Here is a 21,457-nt window from a genome sequence, read left to right on the forward strand (position 1 = left end):
ATAAACTAAATGTAAAAGATCCGCTGGACGGATATTACATAAAAAACATCAAGATAAATGGGGATTTTACCATGCTAAAGACTTTGAAAATTGCGGGCGCTTTTGTCGGCGTCATCGTGGGTGCAGGATTTGCATCCGGTCAAGAGATTTTACAGTACTTCACCAGCTTCGGGCTTAAGGGGACTTTGGGAGCGGTTCTTGCAACTGCGCTTTTTGCTTATCTGGGGATGTCCCTTGCGAATATCGGGAGCCGCCTGAAGGCGCAATCGCATAAATCAGCCATCTATGAGATCAGCGGGCGCTATCTTGGCGTCATTGTGGATGCCATCATCATCTTTACTTTGTTCGGTGTCGGCGTCGTCATGATAGCGGGAGCGGGATCTACGCTCAACCAGCAGTTCGGCCTGCCTGTTTTTGTCGGCAGTCTGCTGATGACTGTCCTCGTGACGCTTGCCATGATGCTGAAGGTTGATAAAGTAATCGGTGTCATCGCAAGCATTACGCCGTTTCTCCTGATTTTCATCGGCATCATTTCAGTGTATAGCCTGACCACGATGGAAGCTTCGTTTTCCGAACTCAACCCGGTTACGGAAAGCCTTGAAAAATCGTTTCCGAATTGGTTCATCTCCGCTGTCAACTATGTTTCCTTTAATATCGCAGTCGGGGCAGGGATGGCATTGTTGACCGGGGGTTCTGAAGAGAATCCGCGGGTTGCAGGGATCGGCGGCCTGCTTGGAGGGCTGGCAATCGGCATCATGATTGTCCTTGGCCATCTGGCGATTTTCGCTGAAATTGAAACAGTGGCGTCTTATGACCTGCCTCTGTTGAAAATTGTAGAGGACATCTCACCAATCCTTGCGGTCTTGATGGCCATTGTACTCTTCGGAATGATCTTCAACACGGCGCTCGGCATGTTCTACGGATTTGTCGCCAGGTTTTTCGAGATGGAGACTAAGAAAGCCCGGACTGCAACAGTCATCACTTTGGCTATCGGATTTGTCTTGAGCTTTGTCGGCTTCACGACTTTGGTCTCCAAGTTCTATTCAATAATCGGCTACCTGGGGCTGTTCCTGATTTTCGCCCTCTTCTATGCACCGTTCAAACTGAAGCGGGAAGGGAAATAATCCAAATAAAAAGCCTCCTCGGCTGGCGAGGAGGTTTTTTTCGTGTCCGGGCGATGGAATTCAGGCCTCCCGCTTCGGCGTATTAATAAGAACATTGAACCCGAAGCAGAAGATCCCAATTAGTGTCGCCAGGCCGCCTAACGTGGCAATCGGGAAGAAGATCGGATGGACGCCCTGAATGGCCAGGGCAATGGCGATCATCATGACGGGCAGGCCCAGGTTGTGGAGCCAGAAGTGGCTTTTCGCAAGAACGTTTTTTTCGAGGGTCGGGTATAGGTGATAAATGATGCCCACAAGTGCAAGGGACATCCAGCCCAATAAGTTAACGTGGACATGGACCGTTGCAAGGCTGAATACATGGGTAAATGACATGTAGAGACCGATTGAAATCCCAAGCATGAAATAGACGACGGAAATTCGGAGAAGCGCTCTACCCACTGACACTCTCCTTTCTTGATTTAACAAAGGACCGGTGATGAGGTCCTTAGTAACTTTATGTACATAGAGGAAGGGATATGTCGTATCCAGAGGGAAAGTGTCAAGATTTGATGTGAAAAAAAGCCCCGAAAGAATAGCCCCTCCCACCTGTTCAGTTGGGAGGGGCTTGATGTTGTCCGAGTAATGGGACTTAATTATGGGTTCGTCGACCAGAGTCCGGCATGCTTCAGTACAACTCGAGGGTGCAGCTTCAGCTGGGCCACCATTAGCTCGGCAAGGTCTTCAGGCTGCATGACTTTCTCCGGATTGCCGTCGGTCAGGTTCAGTTCGACCGCCATGTCTGTGGCGACCGTGCTCGGGGTCAGTGTCGTCACGCGGATGTTTTTCTTGCGGACTTCAAGCATGAGCGACTCACTCATGCCGATGACGGCTGCTTTGGAGGCTGAATAAGCACTCGTCACCGGTGCGCCTTTCTGGCCCGCAGTGGAGGAGATGTTGATGATGTCGCCGGTGTTTCGCTCCAGCATTTCAGGGAGCACGGCACGAGTGGTGTAGTAGACGCCTTTCACGTTGACGTCGATGATCTTCGTCCATTCTTCCGGTGTCAGGTCCATGAATCCGCCGAACTTCGAAATGCCGGCGTTGTTGACAAGGATATCGATCGGGCCGAGTTCACCTCGGATTGATTCGACTGCTGCTGTGACGGATTCAAGATCCGAGATGTCTGCCGCGGCAAATGCGACCTTTACATCGTATTCTTTCAGTTCTTCTGCCACATTCTGAAGGTTTTCGGGGGTACGGCCGACCAGGCCGACATGGATGCCTTCCTTTGCGAATGCAATAGCGGTTGCACGGCCGATTCCGCGGCCCGCACCGGTGATGAGTGCCACTTTACCTGAGATGGTTTGCATATGTGTTGCTCCTCTCCAAGTGATGATGCGAACAAACTAAAGTGTACGATACCGGGCTTTTGTGTGGTTAGTTAAATGCCTGTCTGGATCGGACAGGAATCCCCATCATCTCTCGCCAAATGCCAACCGAAGTCCGATGAGCGTAAACAAACCGCCCTGAATCAGATTCATTCTTCCGGATAGAGATGGATATTTGCGGATCAGCCTGCCGATCTTGCCGGCAAAGAGGCTGATCAGTGAAAAGATGACAAATGCCTGAATGAGAAAGACGAGGCCGAGTATCAGCATCTGCAATTGGACATTGCTGCCGGTGTTTGTAACGAACTGGGGAAGCAGGGCAAGGAAAAACAGGGAGACTTTCGGATTCAGCAAATTCATGATCAATCCTTTTTTGTACAGTGATCTGTAGTCCGACGCGGTTCCGCTCTCGAGGTTCAGGGCGGTGTCTTTCGCTTTAAATGACTGATAAGCCAGGTACAGCAAGTAAGCGGCTCCTGCGTACTTCACCAGTGAAAAAGCGAAAGCGGACTGATAGATCAGAGCGGACAGACCGATTACAGCAGCCGCGATATGTACAAGCAAGCCTGTGCAAAGCCCAAGCGTCGTCCAGATTCCTGCCAGTTTCCCGCCGGCAATGCTCTGTGCCAATGTGAATAGGTTATCCGGTCCCGGCATGATGGTCAGCACGACTGCAGCTCCGAGAAAGGAAAGCATTAAAACCAGGTCCATTGTTTTTCCTCCTTTTATCTCTTATCAATTCTACGGTATATCAAGTTATTTTGAGTTGATAGGTTGAATGACAACAATTCAAAAGTGGGTTTATTTTTTTTCACCCAATATCTACATGCAGGCCTCTCACTATTATTGGTGAGGGGCTTTTGCTATTTGAGTAATAAATATGTTCCCAAAGCGGGGGAATGATCTGATATTTTTTACTTCGATTATCTTGAGTTAAAACTTTTTGCTGAATAGTACCCAGAATGTATACTAAGCTAATCTCTAATCAACCTAATGTAAATCAATCAGGAGGAAGCTGTCTATGAAGCGGACCGATTCATCAAAATCGATTCGATTACTGAATTTCATTGAAGAGAAGGGGAACAAACTGCCTCACCCTGTCACGATTTTTATTTTGTTTACCTTCATCGTGATTGTGGCTTCCCATATTTTATATGTTCTTGGAACCAGCGTGACATTTGAGGGTGTCAATAATGAGACGATGCAGACCGAGATGCTGACGGTGAAAGCAGAAAGCCTGCTTGTGCCAGAGGGAATCGCCTACATGTTTTCCAATGTCGTCTCAAATTTCACATCGTTTGTGGCGCTTGGCCCGGTATTGGTCGCCATGCTCGGCGTCGGCGTCGCGGAAAAGAGCGGGTACATCAGTGCCTTAATGACCAATACTGTGACGAAGGCGCCAAAACGGTTTGTCACGCCGATTGTCGTGCTGATGGGGGTGTTGTCCAATGTGGCAGCGTCCGTCGGCTATGTCGTACTGGTTCCGCTCGGGGCCATCGTGTTTCTGGGCTTTAACCGGCATCCCCTGGCAGGGCTGTCTGCAGCGTTTGCCGGAGTTGCGGGCGGGTACTCTGCAAACCTGTTCATCGGCACCAATGATCCCCTGCTCAGCGGGATTACGACAGAGGCCGCCAAGATTCTGGATGCCGGTTATGTGGTCAATCCGACCGATAACTGGTTTTATATGTTCGCTTCCACGTTCCTCATCGTCATCATCGGTACATTGATCACCGATAAGCTGATCGAACCGAAGCTGGGGAAATATGAACCGGCCGGAGCGTTAGAGGAAAACCGCAAAAATGGAATTTCGGCCATCGAGAAAAAGGGGCTGCGCTGGGCCAATCTGTCTGTCCTGCTGACCATTGCAGCGATCGCTCTTCTCGTCCTGCCGGAACATGCACCACTTCGTGGAGAGGGAGGGTCTATCGTCTCCTCTCCGTTTATGAGCAGCATCATTTTCCTGATGATGCTGATCTTCCTGGTGCCCGGGACCGTATATGGCCTGGTCACCAGAACCATTAAAAACGATAAAGACATTGCGGGTCTGATGACTTCGTCCCTGGAAACGATGGCCGGTTTTATCGTGCTGATCTTTTTTGCCGCTCAGTTTGTGGCGTTGTTTAACTATACAAACCTGGGGACCATCATCGCGGTAAATGGTGCTGAACTGCTGAAGGCAATCCAACTGGACGGCGTTCTGCTTCTTGTGGCGCTCATCTTCATCACGACCGTCATCAACTTGTTTATCGCCGCTGACTCAGCCAAATGGGCAATCATGGCTCCGGTGTTCGTGCCGATGTTCATGCAGATGGGCATCGCTCCGGAAGTCACCCAGGTGGCGTATCGCGTCGGTGATTCATCCACGAACATCATTTCTCCGCTGATGCCATTCTTCCCGCTCGTTGTTGCGTTTGCACAGCGATACGGGAAACAGAATGGGGTAGGGACCGTAATTTCACTAATGCTTCCATACTCAATCGCCATTTTGATCTGCTGGACGATCTTCTTCACCGTATGGTACCTGCTCGGCATCCCGGTCGGGCCGGGGACAAGCTTAACCTATTAAGGAGGAACATAAATGAAAGTAAAGACGACTTGGACGGGCGGCAGGGCTTTTACGGCCGTCGGAGATTCCGGGTATGACATCAACATGGATGCGACGGAAGCCTATGGCGGCTTGGGAAAAGGTGCGACTCCGACGGAAATGTTGCTGGGGTCATTGGCCGGATGTATCGGTATCGACGTCACGATGATCTTGAGGCCCCATTTGGAGAGAATCAATAAGATTGAAATTGAAACTGAGGGCATTCGGAAAGAAGAAGCACCAAAAGGCTTCACCGGAATGACGGTGACCTTTGTCGTCGATGGGGACATCGACAGCAAAAAGGTATGGCGCGCAATCCGTCTGGGAGAGGAAAAGTATTGTTCCGTCTCAGATTCCCTGAGCGCCGAGATCTCCTACCGGTTGATCCTGAATGGTGAACCACAGGAAATCTGAAGTCTGCAATTCACTGGAGCCCGGGAACACTTGCCTGAACACCAGAACACCAAAAGGGCTGGAGGAAGACTTTTCATCTTCCTCCGGCCTCTTTATTTACTGCCGCCGGTGCCATTCGTTTATGCGGCCGGCGGCGAATAGTTCCCAATATAAAAGCCATACTCAAACGGAGGAGGACTTGACAAAGATAATTGAAAAAATATTGTGTATATTGGGAAAGTGAGAGGCGCATCTACTCAGTTTTATTCACAGGGATCAGAGGAAAAGGAAATCCAGACAGCATAAGCATACCCGGAATTGGCGGTTTCACTTGAGATTTTGAATGATTCGTGTCATTTGTCCCGATAGCAGTATATTGGTTGACTAAAGCTCAGATTCATATAATAATGAATATGTAATTAGAATTATTATAGTTAAGTAGGGTCAGCGCTGAGGATGTCAGGGCCGGAACAACTATAAAATACAAGCCAACAGGAGGAATTTTTCATGTCTCTTATCGGAAAAACAATCGAACCATTCAAGGCTAACGCGTACAACGCAGGCACAGGCGAATTCATCGAGGTTACAGACGAAAACATGAAGGGCAAATGGAGCATCGTGTGCTTCTACCCGGCTGACTTCACTTTCGTATGCCCGACTGAACTGAGCGACCTGCAGAAAGAATACGCAACTCTGAAAGGTCTCGATGTTGAAGTTTACTCCGTATCGACGGACACTCACTTCACGCACAAAGCATGGCACGATCATTCCGATGCAATCAGCACACTGGAATATGTCATGATCGGTGACCCTTCCCAGAAAATCACGCGCAGCTTCGACGTTCTCGACGAAGAAGAAGGCCTTGCACAACGCGGCACATTCATCATCGACCCGGATGGCGTCGTACAGGCTGCTGAAATCAACGCTGACGGCATTGGCCGTGACGCAAGCACGCTCGTGAACAAAATCAAAGCGGCTCAATACGTCCGCAACAACCCAGGCGAAGTCTGCCCTGCAAAATGGCAGGAAGGCGAAGAAACACTGAAGCCTAGCCTTGACCTCGTAGGCAAAATTTAAGGAGAGATAACATGGCACTTGATGCACAGATCAAGCAGCAGCTTGCACAGTATCTCGAACTGATGGAAGGCGATGTGGTTCTCAAGGTCAGCGCGGGAACCGATAAAGCATCCCAGGAAATGACGGCTCTGACTGATGAGCTGGCAGCCATGTCATCCCACATCAAAGTGGAACAGGCTGAGCTGGAAAGAACACCTAGCTTCAGCGTGAACCGTCCGGGCGAAGAAACCGGCATTGTCTTTTCCGGAACGCCGCTCGGCCATGAGTTCACTTCCCTCGTCCTCGCGCTTCTGCAAGTAAGCGGACGTGCGCCGAAAGTGGATGAGAAAGTGGTCAAGCAGGTGAAGAACATCAAGGATGAGCTTCACTTCGTGTCCTACATCAGCCTGACTTGCCAGAACTGTCCTGAAGTGGTGCAGGCACTCAACACGATGAGTGTCCTCAACCCGAACATCACGCACTCGATGGTCGACGGCGCGGTGTTCAAGGAAGAAGTCGAAAGCAAGAACATCATGGCTGTTCCTACCGTTTACCTGAACGGCGAACCGTTCACAAACGGACGCAAGACAATCGAGGAAATCCTCGCGGAACTCGGAAGCACCGCAGACGCATCTGAATTCGAAGACAAAGAGCCGTTTGACGTCCTCGTTGTCGGCGGCGGCCCTGCAGGCGCGAGCGCGGCAATCTATGCGGCGCGCAAGGGCATCCGTACAGGTGTGGTCGCCGAGCGTTTCGGCGGGCAGATCCTGGATACGGCAGCAATCGAGAACTTCATCAGCGTGAAGCATACCGAAGGGCCGAAGCTCGCAGCGAGCCTCGAAGAGCACGTCAAGGAATACAACGTCGACGTGATGAACCTTCAGCGTGCAAAGCGTCTGGAGAAGAAAGACTTTGTCGAAATCGAGCTGGAAAACGGTGCGGTCCTCAAGAGTAAGTCAGTGATTCTCGCAACGGGTGCGCGCTGGCGCAATATCGGCGTGCCGGGCGAAGCGGAATTCCGGAACAAAGGCGTCGCTTACTGCCCGCACTGTGACGGACCGCTGTTTGAAGGCAAGGATGTAGCGGTCGTCGGCGGCGGAAACTCCGGAATTGAGGCAGCAATTGACCTCGCGGGCATCACGAATCACGTGACGGTCCTTGAGTTCGGTGCTGAACTCAGAGCGGATTCCGTTCTTCAAGAGCGTCTGTACAGCCTGCCTAACGTCACGGTCGTGAAAAACGCCCAGACGACGGAAATCACAGGCACGGACAAAGTTGACGGCATTACCTACATCGACCGGGAGACCGGCGAAGAAAAGCATGTTGCACTGGCCGGTGTCTTCGTCCAGATCGGCCTCGTGCCGAACACGGACTGGCTTGGCGACTCGGTCGAACGCAACAAGTTCGGCGAGGTCATGGTCGACAAGCGCGGCGCGACGAACGTGCCTGGCGTGTTTGCGGCAGGAGACTGCTCGGACAGCGCGTTCAAGCAGATCATCATCTCGATGGGCGCGGGTGCAACTGCATCCCTGAGCGCATTCGATTATCTGGTCCGCAGCCAGGTTGAAACGGTTAAGGCATAATGATTGGGAGCAGGTTCCTTGTGAACCTGCTCTTTTGTTGTGGAGACGAGTGCTTCTTGGACACTCGTTGTCTCTGCCTGTACTTTCATGAGCGCTGCTTGTACTCTCATAGCCTCTGCCTATACTCTCAGGATCACTGCTTGTACACTCACTGTCCATGCAAAATACCGCCATTTTTCGACAACCCTCTTCCGGATCGGACCGAATTCGGATACAGTGGAAGAAGATGGCCGGGTGTGAAACCATTTCCCGGCAAACGCGTATTAGTTAGAAACACCACAGAATAAAAGGGGGTGCCCCCGTGAGTGAAGAGATGAAGGAACTGCTGAAGCGCCTAGCTGGTATGGAAGAGGAAATGCGGGCGATGCGGCAGGAGCTGAAGTCTTTAAAGTCCGGTGAAGACGAGAGAGTACAAACGCAACGTGAGCAACAAGCGGCCGCGGAACCGAAGGCGGATGACAGGCCTGCTCCGGAACCGGAAAGTGTGCCGGAGCAACTGGTTGAACCTGAGATTCAGGAGGCGGAGCCCATGTCGGCAGAAGATCCTGCAGCAGGGGGTGAACCTCCTGCAGGGGAACCGGCATTGGAGGTACAACCGGCGGAAGAGCCGGAGAAGGAATCCGAATCCGCACGTCCGCCTTCCCTGTCGGAGATGATGGCGAGCATCGGGCTCGGCGGAGCAAAGGACAGTGAAGGGGAGCCGGATTCTCCGGTGCAAGACGAGCCTGCCGCAACGCCGGAGGCCGGACGTCCAGAATCAGCGGAACGGCCCAAAACTCCTGAAGAATCACAAAACGCCATGCCGGCAACGACCTATGGCTGGTTGCGGCAACCCGGAGAAGAGAAGCAGGAGAAGGCGGACGGGAGGAAAGAAATCCCGTCGCCGTCGCCCGTTCAGAAGCCGGTGTTCAAGGAACAGCAGCCGTTCGACTTCGAGCGGCAGTTCGCCGTCTGGCTTCCGAGGGTGTTCATGGTCATCCTGCTGCTTGGCGTGCTGTGGGGACTCAAGGTCAGCTTCGACATGGGCTGGATCACCGAAGGAGTCCGGGTGGCCCTTGGTTATCTGGGATCCATCCTGCTCGGTTATCTGGGCTACCGTTCTATCAGGGGATCACGGCGGGGATTCGGCCTGACGCTCTGGGGCGGGACGATCGCCCTCGGGATCCTGACAACGTTCGCGGCAAATCAGCTGTACGGCTATCTGCCGCTGATTCCGGCATTCCTGATCGGTATCGCCTATATTGCAGCCGGCATCTATGCATCCATCCGGACAAACTCTGAGACGCTTACGATCTTCACGGCGATCGCAGGTTTCCTCCTGCCGTTTCTCCTGGAAGGGGAAGGGGCGTCCGCAGTCATGTTCTGCGCGTATGTCCTCATTTTGTTTTTGTCGCTGTTCTACGTGTCGGTCAGAAGCCGGCACCGCGTGACGTTCTACGCCCTGTTCCTCCTGTTTAACATGACGCTTTATATGTATCTTCTGCTGGACGGCGTGCGGGGCGGTTATGAGAATCTTGTCGCCGCGACCGCGCTCATTCAGCATCTCGCGCTTCTGTTCTTTTACCTGAAAGGAAGCATTCCCCGGTTCATCTTTACGGAAGTGCTTTTGTATGTGAATTTCGTGTTCGGTCTCATCTGGATCATGCTGTTTGACGAGCCGATTCTTCAGGTTGCATACGGTGTGCTGGCGGTGCTCTATGCGGCACTGGCCGTCTATGCCTACATGCTGAAAGATTCGTCTCTGCAGGATATCCTGACGACGATGGCGGTGGCGGCATTTGCCGTCTTTATCCTCAGCTTCCGCATGGATGGACCGGCCGTGCAGCTGATGCTGCTGTTCGTCGTCGGAGCGGCCGGCATCTGGGCGGGGCTCCGCTCCGGCGCGATGCGGACACTGGCAGTGTCGGGCGGGCTGTATGCACTTGGCTCCCTTTCCACGGTGTCGTTCGGCTGGTTCCGTGAGTTTTTTTCTGCGGAACATGCGGTATGGCTTATGTTCATCGGGACACTTGCGCTTGTTTATGCGGCATTCTACCAGCATCGGCCTGCATGGATCAAAACTTCACAGATCGATGCCGCACTGATTGCCGGGCAGATTGTTGTCCTGATCTACATGTTCCGCCTGTCGGGTGTTCTTCTCCGGGATGCGGAACTTGCATTCGGACCGGAATGGCATCTGAGGATCGGCATCATCGGCCTCTTGGCATTCGGCAGCTACTTTCTTCACCGTTCGGCGCACGGGCGTTATGTGGCCGGGGCAGGGGCGATTGAGTTTATCACGCTCGGCGTTCTGCTCCTGTTTATGCCGATGACCGGCTGGCAGGGCGGCGGCTTCTGGCTCAGCCTCGCAGTCAGCCTGCTTTTTGCGGCCGGGGTGACCTATCTGTCCGTGAAAGCGATCCGTGGACAGATTGGCGAGAAGAGAAGGCTGGAGGTCCCCACAGTCGCGTTCCTGCTTCAGTTCCTTTACTTCTTCCTTTTGAACAAGTGGCTTTTCTCCGGCGTCAGGGAATTTGACTGGGAGAACGAGACGGTCCTCTTTGTCCATACGTTCCTCCTCTTCCTGTTCGCGTTTGTTTCGATCACTGCCGGCCGGAAGATGAATTGGAAGGCGGTGCGTAATGCAGGCATTGTGCTGCTCGCATTGAGCTTTTCGAAGCTGTTCATCGTCGACCTGGCTTCGGTCTCGGTCGTCATCCGTGCCCTCCTCTTCACTGCGGTCGGCGCAGCCGGTCTTATCTACTCAAGAACATTGCAGAAAGACGATGGAGAATAAAAAATCATCTGCTTCCGGAGCACCTCCGGAAGCTTTTTTGAATTCGCAATTTCGTCATTTGACCGGCTGTCTAAGCTCAGTGTCCCAGGGTATAGGATGGATGAAGAGGAGGCGTTAGGATGGAAAACTTGAACGGAAAGACAGCCATTGTGACAGGGGCCAGCAGCGGGATCGGAAAGGCGGTTGCCTATAGGCTTGCCAAAGAGGGACTGAACGTCGTCCTTGCGGCAAGGAGTACAGAAAAATTGAAGGATGTGGAAGAGGAGATTAACAGCGGAGCGAGCGGAGAGGCCATTGCTGTGCCGACCGATATGACAGACCAGTCGAGTGTCAGGGAACTCGTCCAAAAAGCCGCGGAGGCATACAGTACCGTCGATATTATCGTCAACAATGCCGGGCAGATGCTCGCAGGGACGGTACGCTCCGGGAAGACGGATGAATGGGACAGTATGATCGACGTCAACATCAAGGGGTTGCTGTACGCGACAAATGCCGTTCTGCCCGGAATGATCGGCCGGGGATCCGGTCATATCCTGAATATCGACTCCGTCTCGGGCCATGAAGTGACGAAGACAAGCACCGTCTACAGCGCGACAAAATTTGCCGTCCGGGCAATCTCGATGGGCCTTGAAAAGGAGTTGGCCCGCACCGGCGTCCGTGTGACCAACATCTCCCCGGGGATGGTCGATACCCCGCTTATGGGATCCCGTAGCGTCGACCGGAAAATCCTCGACCCGGAGAACATCGCGGAGGCCATTGTTTACGCGCTCACCCAGCCGACGCATGTCAATGTGAACGAAATTACGATCCGGCCGGTCTGACCGCCAATACCGAGCCATCAATCATCTTAGGGAGGATAAAAAGGTTCTGAATTATTGAACTGTTTGATTCTTTTCCGTAAGATTGAAGATGGGACAATACCAGAAGGAGGCGGCCTGAATGTCAGACCCGACGATTTTCGAAAACCTCAAGGTCGCATTTGAAAATCATATATATAACCTGGACAACCTGGAAGGCAGGATCCTGATTACGGGAAGGTCGGATGTCATGGATCTCGCCGACCTGTCACGGACGCTTGTCATCCGGTTCGTCCGGACTGACCAGCCGGAAATTCCGGTTGAAGTGGAGTTGTCCGCATCCGCGGGGGATCTTGCCGGTGAGATTCTCGAGCTTCCGGATGCGGAGCCCGGTGTGACGCTCCGTGTCCGGTTCGACAAGCCGGTTACGGATCCCGACGGACAATGCGAGAAAATCGGCGCGATGCTGGCAGATCTGTGGGAGCGTGACATCCGGCTCAGCCAGACACTTAGCTTCGACTATCCCCAGGGCGACACGGGATGGACGAACCGGGTGGAAGCCGTGTTTAACACCCGAATCGACGAAGAACATATGGGGGCCATCGGCGGATTCATGGAATCCGTGATCGAAGCCGCGGGAAGGCTTGCAGACATTTAAAAAGCGGGGGAAGGAAGTGGGGGACATGGCGGAAGCCATCAGACAACAGACATACACTATTTATCCGATCATCCAGCCGGGCATCTATCCGACACTCAAGACCATTAACTTCTACCTGATCAAACGGCCGGAAGGAATCGTCCTGATTGACGCGGGCGTGGATTCGGATGACTGTATGGAACGTCTTGAAGACACACTGAAGCAGGCGGGCGCGGACTTAGGCGACCTGGAAGCGATTTTGCTGACGCATCACCATGAGGATCATGTGGGGCTCGTTCCGAGAATCCTGGAGAACAGGGACATCCCCGTTTATGCGCACAGGGAAGCAGTCCCGAGACTGCGCTTGGACAGGGAGTTCCTGGAGATGCGGCTCGCCTTTTTTAAACAGCTTTACATAGAGATGGGCGGCGGCGGCAGAGGTGCCGGGCGCTTTGCGAAGATGGAACAGACCATCCGGGATGCGGCGCAAAATGCCATCCGGACCGAAATCATTGAAATCGGTGAAGGAGACCGGGTCTTCGGCTTCGAAGTAATGGAGACACCGGGACATTCCCCGGACTGCATTACGTTCCTGGACACGGACGGCCGGACGGCTTTCACGGGAGATGTGCTGATCGAAGGTTCCTCGGTCAATGCGATCATCGATCCCGCTATGAACGGCAGCCGGCTTCCGTCGGTGAGCCAGCAGCGCCGGTCTCTCGAAAGACTTGCCGGACTCGGCGCGGACGTTCTCTACACGGGCCATCACGAACCGGTCCGCAATACGGATGAACTTGTCCGCGACCGGCTTTCCAGGATGGACCGTAAATGCGAAAAGCTCCTAGGTCTGATCGGGAGCGGCGTCACGGTACCCGCCAGGATCACTGAAGCCTATTACAAAGATCTGTACAGGACACAGTTCCCGCTGGTCATGTCAGAGATCATCGGACATATAGACTACCTTGAGGAGCAGGGGAAAATCACAAAGACGATGGAAGACGGAGTATGGAACTATCATCTTTCTTGACAAATATGGCAATTCCGCTCTCATTTATCATTGTTTATTCTCAGTCCGGTTTCCTTGCACACGGCATGGGCAAGCTCTAGCACTCAGATGAGGACAATACATAGAAGCAACCGTGTCGGAGAAAAATTTAACCGACTGGCTCAAATCGTTTGCATGTTTAAGCGCTGTTCATTATACTTGGTCTTGAGGTTGTTTAGAATAATTCTAGAGAGAAATTTGTTCTAAACAAGAAGTCTCTTTCCCGCTTTAAAAAGATTCTGAAAACATGTAGTATGAGGGTATCGACGATCATAAGGAGGTTTTCATGTTGGCGGAAGACAAAAAGATGAATGGTTCAAATGAGGAACGCGAGGCGCTGACGACTCGCCAGGGACATCCCGTAATTGACAACCAGAACATTAAGACGCTCGGCAACCGCGGTCCTGCAATGATGGAGAACTATCACTTCATCGAAAAGATTTCCCATTTCGACCGTGAAGAGGTGCCGGAGCGCGTCGTTCACGCACGCGGCACGGGCGCGTTCGGTTACTTTGAGACATACGGCAAAGTCGGTGACGAGCCGGTCGAAAAGTACACCCGCGCGAAAGTATTCCAGGATGCAGGCAAAAAGACGCCTGTCCTCGTCCGTTTCTCCACGGTTGCGGGCTCGAAGGATGCGCCTGAAACCGATCGCGACCCACGCGGTTTTGCGGTGAAATTTTACACCGAAGACGGCAACTGGGACCTCGTCGGCAACAACCTGAAAATCTTCTTTATCCGTGACGCGATGAAGTTCCCTGACATGATCCACGCCTTCAAGGCAGATCCTGCCTCGAACGTTCCGGATCCGCGCCGCATGTTCGATTTCGTATCCCGTTCGCCTGAAGCGACCCACATGATCACATTCCTGTTCTCCCCATGGGGCCGTCCTGCAACGTACCGTCATATGCAGGGATCCGGCGTCAACACATACAAGTGGGTCAATGACAAAGGCGAAGCAGTCCTCGTCAAGTACCACTGGGAGCCGAAGCAGGGCATCCGCAACCTGACGACCAAAGAAGCGATGGAGATCCAGGGCAAAAACAACGGCCACATGACACAGGATCTCTACGAAGCGATCGAGCGCGGTGAATATCCTGAGTGGGAGCTTTACGTGCAGATTATGGAAGACGGCTATCATCCGGAACTCGACTTCGATCCGCTAGATGACACAAAGCTCTGGCCGGAAGACAAGTTCCCTTGGCTGCCGGTCGGCAAAATGGTCCTGAACGAGAACCCGACGGACTTCCACTCCCAGATCGAGCAGGCTGCATTCGGTACGGGCGTCCTCGTGGACGGAATGGACTTCTCGGATGACAAGATGCTCCAGGGACGGACGTTCTCCTACTCCGATACGCAGCGTTACCGTGTAGGCGCCAACTACCTCCACCTTCCGGTCAACGCACCGAAGGCGAAAGTCCGCACGAACCAGCACCGTGGCCAGATGAGCTACCGCACGCCGGAAGAAGCGGGCGGCAACCCGCACATCAACTACGAGCCGTCGATGGTCGGCGGCCTGCAGGAAGCGGACAAGTCCGAACGCACACCTCACAATCCTGAATACAGCGGCAAGGTCATGAGCGAGCAGATCGACCGTCCGAACAACTATGGACAGGCCGGCGAGACCTACCGTGAATTCGAAGAGTGGGAGCGCGAAGAACTCATCTCCAACCTGTCCGATGTGCTCGCGATCTGTGACGAGCGCATCCAGGAAGCGATGATTCACCACTTCACACAGGCCGATGAAGACTATGGCCGCCGCGTGAAGGAAGGCATCGAGGCGAAGATGAAGGAACTTGAAGAACAGGGTGCAGACCACCGCCTCCCTGGCCAGGAAGCCGGCGTCAAGTCGAAATACGGCGAAGGCGGCACCACTGCCCAGAATGAAGCGGTTGATGAAGCAGTAGAAAAGAGCCGGGAAACAGACGGCTACTAATCAGCATAATCCGTCATCATAGGCTGTCCAACTTCTGATGACTCTCTTGGGACGATGCATGCAGTTGTATGCATCGTCCTTTTTTACCATTTCGACTATTCGGTGTTGACTGACTAATTGGATAACGATAATATGGGCTTATTCTTACTAATTGAATATTTCCTTATCAAGAGTCGGGGGAGGAATCTGGTCCCAGGATCCCGCAGCAACCGTTACGGATGTAACAAGGTGCTCATTCCAGCAGGCGGCATGCCTGGAAGATGAGGGTGGAATAGATGAAGTTGCCTCTTCCCCCCAGGGAAGAGGTTTTTGCTCGTCCGGATGCGCCTGGACGAATGGCGTGTGCGCAAGGAACATCCGACAAGCAATATCCCGACTAATTTTATTTGGACAGTTAGTGAGAGGGAATCTGAAAGGGGAGACAGATCATGGGGAAGAAAAAACAGATTCATTTAAACGGTTTTGTTCAAAACTCGCCATCACCGCATTCGACCGGACTATGGAAGCATGCAAAAGATGAGGGGACGAACCATAACAGGCTGAGCTTCTGGACGGAAACCGCGAAAGTATTGGAGCGCGGGAAATTCGATGCGGTCTTTATCGCGGATGTGCTGGGTACATATTCGAAATATGGAAACAGCCATGAGGCAGCTGTTCGCCATGCTGTCCAATTGCCTGCACACGACCCGCTGCTGATTATTTCTGCGATGGCACAGGTGACCGAGCATATTGGCTTTGCACCGACGGTTTCTACGACCTATGCCCAGCCCTATGCATTGGCGCGCCAGCTCTCAACGCTGGACCACCTGACGGAAGGCCGGCTCGGATGGAATGTGGTCACTTCCTATTTGGAAAGTGAAGCGGTCAACCTGGGGCTGTCCGGACGTCTTCCGAAAAGCCAGCGCTACGACCGTGCGGACGAGTTTTTGGAAGTGGTTTATAAACTCTGGGAGCATAGCTGGGAAGACGGTGCAGTGGTTTATGACAGAGAAGGGGATACATTTGCCGACCCATCCAAAGTTCATGCAATCGACCACCACGGAGAATTCTTTGATGTACCGGGCATTCATCTGACCGAACCTTCTCCGCAGCGGACGCCGGTATTGTTCCAGGCAGGGGCCTCACCGCGCGGGCGGGATTTTGCGGCCAAGCACGCGGAAGCGGTATTCACAAAGGGACATTCCCTGCAGGCGTTCAAGGATTACTCCGCAGATCTGCGCAGGCGCACCAGCAGTTTTGGAAGGAACCCGCATGATATACGCATTTTCCCTATGGTCCTTCCGATTGTCGGTTCCACAGAGGAAGAAGCACACGCCAAATACGAGGACCTGAAAAACCATGTGAGCTATGAAGGGACCGCGGCCCTACTTTCCGGCCATACGGGAATCGATTTCTCGAAATATGATCCGGACCAGTACATCGAAGACATTGAAACCGAAGCCGTGCAGGGGAATCTGGACATGTATACGAAAGACCCGAACAAGAAATGGACGCTACGGGAGGCGGTGCTGAACCATGGCCTCGGCAACGGAACCGCCAAGTTTATCGGAACTCCCGAACAGATTGCGGACAGTATCGAGGAATGGGCGACTGAGGGGGATGCAGACGGATTTAACATCGCACAAAGCTATTCACTGGAGACATTCCGAGAGTTTGTGGATCATGTCGTTCCGGAACTGCAGAAACGGGGAATCTACCGGACTGAATATGAAGGCAAGACTTTGCGGGAGAACCTCTTTGGCACAGGATCGCCTCTCCTTCCTGACAACCACCCGGCAAAACAAATCTCATCATTTGTGAAGTAAATGGGTAAGGAGGGGATGCCATGAATACGGTCACACTGTTTACCTGGATCGGGTTTATTGTTTTTCTGGCAATCATGCTATTTCTTGGCTATATCGGAACAAAGAAAACGAAGAATATCCGTGACTTTGCGATAGGCGGGGGACGCCTGGGGCCGGTTGTGCTTGGCCTCTCTTTTGCTGCCACCTATCTCAGCGCCGCGACTTTCCTCGGCTATCCGGGCTGGTCTCATGAGTGGGGGCTCACGAATCTCTGGCTCATGCTGGCGATGATCGGGGGAGGAGCGCTCGGAGTTCTGATGGTCGCGAAGAAAATCCGGTCACTCAATGAAGAGCAGAAATCTCTCTCACTGCCGGATTGGCTTGGGGATTATTACAACAGCGACCTTTTGCGGGTGGGGACCGGCCTCATCCTGCTGTTCAACATTTTTTATATTGCCGCCCAGTTTGTGGCGGGAGCAAGGATTTTTGAATATTTATTGGGGATGGACTATCGTACCGGCCTGATCCTCATCACCGTCGTCGTGGTGGTTTATGTATTCGGCGGCGGAGCATTTGCGGATATCTACACGGATGCCGTCCAGGTGATCATGATGGCGATTGCAGGGATTGTGATCTTCATCTCCGGAATCGTAATTTTCTGGAAGAACGGCATCGCGGCCACGTTTGCCGGGATCACCGACAACCTGGCGGCACAGGATGCGAACCTGGTGGCTGTCTTTAACCCGGATTCCGCTCACTTCTATTCGATTGGCGCGGTGATCGGCGCAATCTGCATCCAGTGGGCCTTTGCGTCGGCTCCTCACCTGTTTAATAAAGTTTTGGGCATCAAGAACGAAAAAGATCTGGGTAAAATGATTCTGACATATGTCATCGTGGCTTCGCTTAGCGTATTGGTTCTCTTTGGAGGGCTCTATAGCAGGGTGGCACTGGGCTCTGGGGAATTCGTGGCAGACCTGGCTCTGATGGAGTATGTAGCATGGGCATTTCCTGCCGCAGTAGTCGCACTGTTCGGTGTCGTGATACTGGCTGCGGCCATGTCAACAACCGATGGGCTGTTCGTTTCGATCTCCACGGTTTTTGCCAATGACATTTTCCTGAAATTCCTGGTCAGGAGGGGCTATGTCAAAGTCGATGAAGAAAAGGCGGAGAAAATTGCGCTGCAGATCAGCAGGCTGACCGTTCCTGTTGTGGGAATCATCGCCCTTCTGATCGTCATGAAACCACCTGCGTATATGGGCGATATCATGTGGATCGGCATTTCCGGAGTCGCGGCAGGCACACTGGGTCCCATCTTATATGCGGTGTACGGAAAACGGAAAGCGTCTGCAAGGGCTGCGGAGGGATCGATGTTGATCGGACTCGCGGCCTATCTGATACTGTACTTTGGCGGCCTGATTCAGAGCACGATGACAGCCGGAGCAGTGGCGACGGGAATTGGCATTGTCACGATGGTTGTGCTGGCGAATGTTCTGACGGAGAAGAAAGAAGAGGCGCGGCTGGCCAACGCCGAACAGGGGCAATAAGGGGGAGTCTGTATGTTTGTGAATGAAATGCTATCCGTTTGGCTTTACGGTTTTGTCATCATTTATGCTGTGATCGGCTTTGCGTTGTGGAAATGGTATTTCAGATGACCGGCTATCAAGTTGCCCATGAAAGTCGATTGAAAATTTCACGTTGACAGACTAGTTGGGGTTCGATATGCTTAGGATAATCTTACTAATTGAATAATCTTTGACCTTATCAAGAGCCGGGGGAGGAAACTGGTCCGCTGATCCCGCAGCAACCGTTACGTTGTAACAAGGTGCTCATTCCAGCAAGCGTATGCTTGAAAGATGAGGAAGGCCGATTACATACTGCCTCTTCCTCATCGGGAAGGGGCTTTTTGTATCTCAATTTTGCTGCGGCGTGAATATGGCATCAATTCCCGGGAGATCAATCAGTAAGAAACGAGGAAAAGGGGAGATTTGGAATGACTTCTACAACCAAAACAGAAAGCCTGTACAAAAAGGAATACTTCGGAAGAATTTTCGAACTGAAAAAATACGCACCGGAAGCGTTTGAAACGTTCTTCAAGTTTAACGACCAGGCCCTCGCGGAAGGAAAACTGTCCGTAAAATTGAAAGAACTGATCGCGGTTGCGGTCGCTCATATCACCGGATGCCCTTACTGCATCGACCTGCATGTCGGCAATGCCAAGAAAAACGACTCCTCCAAAGAAGAAGTCGCTGAAGCAATCTTTGTTGCGACTGCTCTCAAAGCGGGCTCTGCCCTCGCTCATGGGGTGAACGGACTGAACGCTTACGACGGCAACGGCGACGGGGAGCTTTACAAGGCTTCTTACTTTAGCCGGCTTCCTGAATTCGCAGAGCTGGACGAAGAGTCCTTCAAAACCTTTGTGAAATTCGACGGCACTGCCCTCAAGGCCGGAAAACTCAGCGTGAAAGAAAAGGAACTGATTGCAGTCGCTTCGGCACACACGACAGGCTGTGCGTACTGCATCGACCTCCACACGAAAAACGCGAAGAAAGCCGGCGCCACTCTGGAAGAGCTTTCCGAAGCGATCTTCGTGGCGGTTGCGCTCAAAGCCGGTTCCGCAATCGCGCATAGCGTGAATGCGCTGAATGCCTACGACAACTGATTGGTGAATGTTAAAGACGATTCCGTATCCTTTTATTAGGGATATGGAATCGTCTTTTTTTCTTTCCACCCCTAGAAAATATTAGCGGATTTACTTTTTGGAATAGTACGGATTTTGGGTTTCCTATTGCAATTATTTAATGTGACTGATTATACTTTAAAACAGTGAATCGCTAAAGAAAGCGGTCCTTTAACAATTACGAAAGCGATTCCATTTTTGTCCTTCCGGTAGGATTCTGGATGCTTTTGTTCTGCGAAGGGTTCATCGGACAAACAAGGGGTAAAACAAGAAGACGTGAAAACGTGTTCAGTCATAGTTGAAAACGCTATTACCGTTGCGGTTTCTGGACCGCATGACGGTCCGTAGGGGAATCCGATTCCGATCGGGCGCGGGCCGGGTCCGGGAACCGTAAATCTTTTTTGGGAAAGGTGACAAAGTATGATCGAGATTAACCAGATTTCCACGCTGTTTCTGGCAGTGGGCCTCTACCTGCTGGGAATGGCCCTCGTTAACCGCATCGGCATCCTGGATCGGTTCCTGATCCCGGCACCTGTTGTCGGCGGCCTGATTTTCGCCATTCTGGCTTTTATTCTTCAATCGACGGGTGTCGTTGAAATTGCATTGGATACTTCCCTGCAGTCCCTCTTCATGGTCGCGTTCTTTACGACTGTCGGGCTTGGAGCCAGCATGAAGCTGATCAAACTGGGCGGGAAGCTTCTCATTATTTACCTGATCTTCTGTGGGATCCTCATCTTCATGCAGAACGTTATCGGTGTCTCGCTTGCCAAAGTATTCGGTATCGATCCGCTCCTCGGAGTTATGAGCGGTGCCGTCACGATGAGCGGCGGACACGGTGGTGCAGCCGCTTACGGGCAGACGATTTCAGAGCTCGGCATTGATTCAGCAGTGACGATCGGGATGGCGGCAGCCACGCTCGGCCTGATTTCCGGAAGCCTTTCCGGTGGCCCGGTCGCCCGGTTCCTCATCAGAAAGCATGACCTGAAACCGGCTGAAGGAAAAGTAGAAGAGTACGTTGAAGAGGCAGAAAAGCCGGTCACTGAGCGCTCGTTCATGATCCAGATTGCGCTGATCACCCTTTCGATGGCAGGCGGAACGTACATCGGGGACATTTTCTCTGAGGCAACCGGCTTTGTCCTGCCGGCCTATATCGGAGCGATGTTCGTTGCAGTTATCGTCCGGAACCTTGTGGACCGTACGCTCCCTGGCACTGTCAACATGAAAGAGATTAACCTGATCGGCGAAATCTCCCTGGCAATCTTCCTGTCGATGGCGCTGATGAGCATCAAGATCTGGGAAGTTGTCGGCCTGGCACTTCCGCTGATCGGTATTGTGCTTGTCCAGGTGGCTTTCATCATCCTGTTTGCGATCTTTGTGGTCTTCCGTTTCCTCGGCAAGGACTACGATGCAGCCGTCATGATTTCCGGTATGCTCGGCCACGGGCTCGGTGCTACGCCGAACGCCATGGCGAACATGGGTGCGACGGTCAACAAGTTCGGCCCATCCCGCACGGCGTTCCTGGTCGTACCGATCGTCGGCGGTTTCCTGCAGGACGTCATCTTCGGCGCGCCGATCATCATCACGACCATCAACATGTTCGCGCCGTAAGAGAAACTGCTGTTCTTTAATCAAATATCGTAATTAAAAACCTTTCAGCCGAAGCGGATTCGGACTGAAAGGTTTTTTGTGCATCATCGT

At 52.6% G+C, this 21,457-nt stretch carries 17 protein-coding genes and 2 riboswitches; of the genes, 14 read left to right on the plus strand and 3 right to left on the minus strand.

The window, feature by feature from the left end; all coding sequences use genetic code 11:
• The first annotated feature begins 71 nt into the window (after positions 1-71).
• Positions 72-1,124 carry a hypothetical protein gene (locus AV656_RS09550; protein ID WP_063181358.1) on the plus strand — a complete coding sequence of 351 codons (1,053 nt, stop codon included), beginning with the start codon at positions 72-74 and terminating at the stop codon, positions 1,122-1,124.
• A 60-nt stretch (positions 1,125-1,184) separates the two neighbouring features.
• Here AV656_RS09550 and AV656_RS09555 read toward each other — a convergent pair whose 3' ends face one another.
• The 3 genes from AV656_RS09555 to AV656_RS09565 form a co-directional block, all read right to left on the minus strand.
• Positions 1,185-1,562 (minus strand): DUF2871 family protein, encoded by a 378-nt coding sequence (locus tag AV656_RS09555; protein WP_082818696.1) that lies wholly within the window; start codon positions 1,560-1,562, stop codon positions 1,185-1,187.
• Between the two features lie 194 nt (positions 1,563-1,756).
• Positions 1,757-2,473: a 3-ketoacyl-ACP reductase gene (locus AV656_RS09560; RefSeq protein ID WP_063181360.1), complete on the minus strand. Its 717-nt coding sequence runs from the start codon at positions 2,471-2,473 to the stop codon at positions 1,757-1,759.
• A gap of 105 nt (positions 2,474-2,578) precedes the next feature.
• On the minus strand, positions 2,579-3,202 hold the full coding sequence (locus AV656_RS09565) for a LysE family translocator (RefSeq protein ID WP_063181362.1): 624 nt from the start codon (positions 3,200-3,202) through the stop codon (positions 2,579-2,581).
• 310 nt (positions 3,203-3,512) lie between these two features.
• On the opposite strand from AV656_RS09565, the gene AV656_RS09570 reads away from it, so the two are divergent.
• The 13 genes from AV656_RS09570 to gltS all read left to right on the plus strand — a co-directional run bounded on the left by AV656_RS09570 (position 3,513) and on the right by gltS (position 21,367).
• Positions 3,513-5,057: an AbgT family transporter gene (locus tag AV656_RS09570; RefSeq protein ID WP_063181364.1), complete on the plus strand. Its 1,545-nt coding sequence runs from the start codon at positions 3,513-3,515 to the stop codon at positions 5,055-5,057.
• A 12-nt stretch (positions 5,058-5,069) separates the two neighbouring features.
• The gene (locus AV656_RS09575; RefSeq protein ID WP_063181366.1) at positions 5,070-5,489 is read left to right on the plus strand and encodes an OsmC family protein; all 420 of its coding nucleotides are present in this window, start codon (positions 5,070-5,072) and stop codon (positions 5,487-5,489) included.
• 486 nt (positions 5,490-5,975) lie between these two features.
• Positions 5,976-6,545 (plus strand): alkyl hydroperoxide reductase subunit C, encoded by a 570-nt coding sequence (gene ahpC, locus AV656_RS09580; RefSeq protein WP_063181368.1) that lies wholly within the window; start codon positions 5,976-5,978, stop codon positions 6,543-6,545.
• An 11-nt stretch (positions 6,546-6,556) separates the two neighbouring features.
• Positions 6,557-8,107, plus strand: coding sequence for an alkyl hydroperoxide reductase subunit F (ahpF, locus tag AV656_RS09585; RefSeq protein WP_063181371.1), 1,551 nt, complete (start codon positions 6,557-6,559; stop codon positions 8,105-8,107).
• A 301-nt stretch (positions 8,108-8,408) separates the two neighbouring features.
• Positions 8,409-10,883: a DUF2339 domain-containing protein gene (locus AV656_RS09590; protein ID WP_063181372.1), complete on the plus strand. Its 2,475-nt coding sequence runs from the start codon at positions 8,409-8,411 to the stop codon at positions 10,881-10,883.
• Between the two features lie 119 nt (positions 10,884-11,002).
• Entirely contained in the window at positions 11,003-11,704 is a 702-nt protein-coding gene (locus tag AV656_RS09595; RefSeq protein WP_063181374.1) for an SDR family oxidoreductase, read from the plus strand.
• Positions 11,705-11,822: 118 nt separating this feature from the next.
• Positions 11,823-12,338, plus strand: a complete 516-nt coding sequence (locus AV656_RS09600) for a hypothetical protein (RefSeq protein WP_063181376.1) — start codon at positions 11,823-11,825, stop codon at positions 12,336-12,338.
• A gap of 25 nt (positions 12,339-12,363) precedes the next feature.
• The gene (locus AV656_RS09605) at positions 12,364-13,344 is read left to right on the plus strand and encodes an MBL fold metallo-hydrolase (RefSeq protein ID WP_063181377.1); all 981 of its coding nucleotides are present in this window, start codon (positions 12,364-12,366) and stop codon (positions 13,342-13,344) included.
• A 304-nt stretch (positions 13,345-13,648) separates the two neighbouring features.
• Entirely contained in the window at positions 13,649-15,298 is a 1,650-nt protein-coding gene (locus AV656_RS09610; protein ID WP_419865552.1) for a catalase, read from the plus strand.
• A gap of 160 nt (positions 15,299-15,458) precedes the next feature.
• Positions 15,459-15,565, plus strand: a riboswitch (SAM riboswitch).
• Between the two features lie 161 nt (positions 15,566-15,726).
• Positions 15,727-17,103 carry an LLM class flavin-dependent oxidoreductase gene (locus AV656_RS09615; RefSeq protein WP_063181381.1) on the plus strand — a complete coding sequence of 459 codons (1,377 nt, stop codon included), beginning with the start codon at positions 15,727-15,729 and terminating at the stop codon, positions 17,101-17,103.
• A gap of 20 nt (positions 17,104-17,123) precedes the next feature.
• A complete protein-coding gene (locus AV656_RS09620) occupies positions 17,124-18,626 on the plus strand; it encodes a sodium:solute symporter family protein (protein ID WP_063181383.1) in 1,503 nt (500 codons plus the stop codon).
• Between the two features lie 211 nt (positions 18,627-18,837).
• Positions 18,838-18,942, plus strand: a riboswitch (SAM riboswitch).
• Between the two features lie 130 nt (positions 18,943-19,072).
• Entirely contained in the window at positions 19,073-19,741 is a 669-nt protein-coding gene (locus tag AV656_RS09625) for a carboxymuconolactone decarboxylase family protein (RefSeq protein WP_063181385.1), read from the plus strand.
• Positions 19,742-20,179: 438 nt separating this feature from the next.
• Complete coding sequence (gene gltS / locus AV656_RS09630) at positions 20,180-21,367, plus strand: sodium/glutamate symporter (protein ID WP_063181387.1); 1,188 nt, start codon at positions 20,180-20,182, stop codon at positions 21,365-21,367.
• The last annotated feature ends 90 nt before the right edge of the window (positions 21,368-21,457 follow it).

The sequence above is a fragment of the Bhargavaea cecembensis genome, from assembly GCF_001619585.1.
GTDB classification, from domain to species: Bacteria; Bacillota; Bacilli; order Bacillales_A; family Planococcaceae; genus Bhargavaea; species Bhargavaea cecembensis_A.